The sequence below is a fragment of the Paraburkholderia sp. Ac-20347 genome (genome assembly GCF_017104805.1).
GTDB classification, from domain to species: Bacteria; Pseudomonadota; Gammaproteobacteria; order Burkholderiales; family Burkholderiaceae; genus Paraburkholderia; species Paraburkholderia tropica.
Genome location: NZ_JAAGPN010000459.1, coordinates 1 through 3,434 on the forward strand (window position 1 = coordinate 1; position 3,434 = coordinate 3,434).

General features: G+C 68.4%; 2 protein-coding genes. Both read right to left on the bottom strand.

What is annotated here, in order from left to right; all coding sequences use genetic code 11:
• On the bottom strand, positions 1 to 2,540 hold a 2,540-nt coding region (locus G3N97_RS37455), incomplete at its 3' end, for a DUF748 domain-containing protein (protein ID WP_205997790.1).
• Between the two features lie 343 nt (positions 2,541 to 2,883).
• On the bottom strand, positions 2,884 to 3,434 hold a 551-nt coding region (locus tag G3N97_RS37460), incomplete at its 5' end, for a DUF1214 domain-containing protein (RefSeq protein WP_205997791.1).

Here is a 3,434-nt window from a genome sequence, read left to right on the forward strand (position 1 = left end):
TCGCTCGCGGCCTGCGGCGTGAGCGGCACCGGCTCGCGGCCGCCGCGCTGCGCGGCGCTGGTGTCGCGCGTGAGCGACTGCGGCTGACCGCTCTCGTGCGCCACCACGTCCTTGAGGTTCAGCTTGCCCTGCGCGTCGAGCAGCACGCGTCCGTAGAAGCCCGCGAAGGTCACGCGGCTCGCGTCGACGTCGGTGCCGCGCGCCTCGTCGTAATTCGCCTTGAGGTTCGTGAGCGCGAGCGAGCGCCAGCCCGCGAACGGGTCCGAGGTCGCCTTGTCGAGCATGCGCACGTCCACGAGCGCCGCGTCGCCGCGATAGTTCGCCCGCATCGCCTTGCCCTGCTCGACCGACAACTGCCCCTTCATGTTGAGCAGCGCGCTCGCGATCACCGCGTTCAGCTGGTTGCCGAAATACGGCTCGAACGCGGCGGCATCGAGCCGGTTCGCATCGATCTTCAGCTGCGCTTTCAGCGGCGTGGGATTCACGTTGCCGTCGAGCGCGAGCGTGCCTTTCTTGTTGACGGTCGCCTTCAGCTGGATCGGCAGCGCGTGCTTCATGTCGTCGCTGATCTGCTGGACCTTGAGGTCGAGCGGCGCGATCGAGAGCTTCACGGGGCGCGGCGTGGTGCTGTCGGTGAAGTTGACGGAACCGCCGTTCACGCTCACCGCGTCGATCTTGAAGCGCCACGTCGGGCCTTCCTGCACCGACTTCTGCGCCGCGTGAATCGCCGTGCGCTGCGGCGCAGCTTCATGCGCGCCCGCCAGCTCCATCAGATCGATCTTGCCGTTCTTCAGACGCTCGGCGTTGACGGCCAGACCCGTGGCGTCCACCGAGGCGACCTGCGCCGTGCGCGCCGCCAGATCGACCTGCGTCAGCTGCACGACGCCTTTCGTGAGCGCGAGCGCGGGCGCCTTCGAACCGCGCGCGGCGATCTTCAGGGCGTCGAGCGTCAGCGTGCTCGCGCCGACCGTCACGGCGGCGGGCTGCTTCGCCCAGTCCGCGTTGACGAGCGCATCGAGGCTCAGCTTGCCGTCGACGATCTGCGCGGCCGTGACGTTGTCGATGTACGGCTGCAGCGTCGGCAGCGCGAGCGCGTTGAGCGCGATCTTCGCGTCGGCGCTCTTCGCGGCCATGCCGAAGTTGCCCGAGACCTGCGCCGTGCCGCCGTCGGGCGCGGCGAGCGCGAGCGTGTACGCGGCGGGCTGCTTCGCCGTCGACGAGAAGTTGGCGAGCGTCGCCATGATGTTGTTCAGGTCCAGTTGCACGGGCCGCGCGGCGGCCTCGTCGTGCACGTGCACCGTGCCGCCCGTGAGCGCGAACTGATGAATCGAGAGATCGAGCGGCGGCGCTTTTTCGGCGGGCGCGGCCGGAGTGCTCGCGGTGGCCTGCGCTCCCGACGCCACCGGCGGCGCAGCCGCGACGCCGGCCGACGCGCCGCTCGCCGCGGCAGCGGTCTCGGCCTTCGCGGCGGGCGCGTTGACGAGCTTTTCGAAGCTCAGCACGCCGGCCTTGTCGCGCGCGACCCAGACCGTCGGCGCATCGATCTTGATCTGGTCGAAGCGATAGCTGTTGCTGAACGGTTCAAGCGAATTCGCCGCCACGTGCAGGCTGCGCGCGTTGAGCAGCGGCGCGCCCGCGTTATCGCTGGCATCGATGTCGTTCAGGTCCGTCGTGCCCGACACGCGCAGCGTGGGCTTCTCGCCCGACATCACGAAATCGAGCTTCAGATTGGTCGAGAGCTTGCCGCTCTTCAACGTGACCGGCAGCTTCGACGGCGAATACGTGAGCAGCTTCGGCACGTCGAGATCGGCGAGATGCAGTTCGACTTCCGACTCGCGCGAAACGGCGAACGGCTTGGTCTTGCCGTCAATGGCGAGCGTGCTCGCGCCGTCGATGCGCGCGCGCAGCATCGGCTGCACGAAGATATCGGTCTTGGACGGCAGCGTGGCGATGAACGGAATGCCCAGCGTCCAGCGGTCGATCACGTGCTTCTCGTTGAGCAGGCGGTCGTCGAACGTGATCTGTCCGTTCTCCACGCGGATATTCGAGACGGAGAATTCGGCGGGCTTGCTGCTCGGCTTCTCGGACGGCTTCGAGAACTTGTCGATCAGATCGGAGAAGTTGAAGCGCTGCGCGTCGAGCCGCACGATGGTCGCGCGCGGCGAGTCGAGCCGCACTTCGTCGACGATCGGCGCGAGGCGGAACAGCGACGACCACGACGGCTTCACCACGAGCCGTTCGACGTCGAAGAAGTCGCCCTGACCGCCGCGCTCGCCGATATGCACGCGATCGGCTTCGAGCCGCAGCGTGTACGGATTGAGCCCGATGCGGCCGATCGTGACGGGGCGGTCGAGCTGCTTGCTCAACTGCTGTTCGGCGATGTGGCGGATCAGCGGCGGCGCGGCGAAGAAACCGAGCAGGCCGAACACCACGAGGAAGATCAGGACGCCCGTGAGGATGCGTCGTGTGCGAGGCGCGCGCGCGACGGCGCGTACCGATTGCAGGGAAGTCGTCAGCGATGCTTTGTTGATGCTTGCCATGCTTGCTGGCCAATGACGCGACAGAACGTTGTCGCGGAGTGAAAGACTGGGGCGTTTTGTCGGAAAAGTCCGACAGCCGGAAGTATAGGCCCGATGCCGTTTTGCGCGGCAGTAAAACGCCCGGCGTCATGGGCTTCGCGGCAAGCGCGGGACGGCGCGGCGGCCAATGTGCGCTCGCGGCGACCCGCGTGGTGAGAGGTTTGCTGGCGTCGGCGCGCACGGTGGCGGCGCGCGTCGATCAGGCACGTCAGGCGGACGACATCCGCGCTGACAAAAAAACAGCGGCGCACATCCGGGGAGGATGGCGCCGCTGTTTTATGCGCGTTTCATCGACTCGCCGATGTCACTGGCGCTCGACTGCGGGCGGTTGCCACGAGCCGTCGGTGGCTTGCGGCTTCGGTGCGTACAGACGCAGCACGAGGCGGAAATCGCCCTTCGGCACCGGCACCCAGTTGGCGCCGCCGCGCGGACGCTCGGCGCTCACGTGCACGTCGAGCGAGCCGTCGCGGTTGCGGCGCGCGCCGTTGCGATCGCCGAACGCGACGCGCACCGGGCCGTCGCTGTCGAGCGCGCCGTCGGTCGTGTAGGCCGTGATCGACCAGAAGCCGCGCACCGGCGGCAGCTGCTTCGCGGTGAAGTGGATCACGTAGCGGTTCGCGCCGTTGAGCGCGTGGCCGTCGCTGTCCTGGGCGACGCGCGCGCGCACTTCGTCGAGGCTCGTCGGCAGACCCGGCGAGGTGTAGGCCGCGTAGGCGCGCAGTGCGTAGTCGGGGCCGTAGTTGCCCGCATCGTCGCCGATCCAGAGCCAGCCGTTGCCCGCCAGCAGGTTCGCGGGCGGCGTCGCGACGCGCGCGCGGCCGTCTTCGAAACCGGCCGCCACGAGTGCGGCGTCCT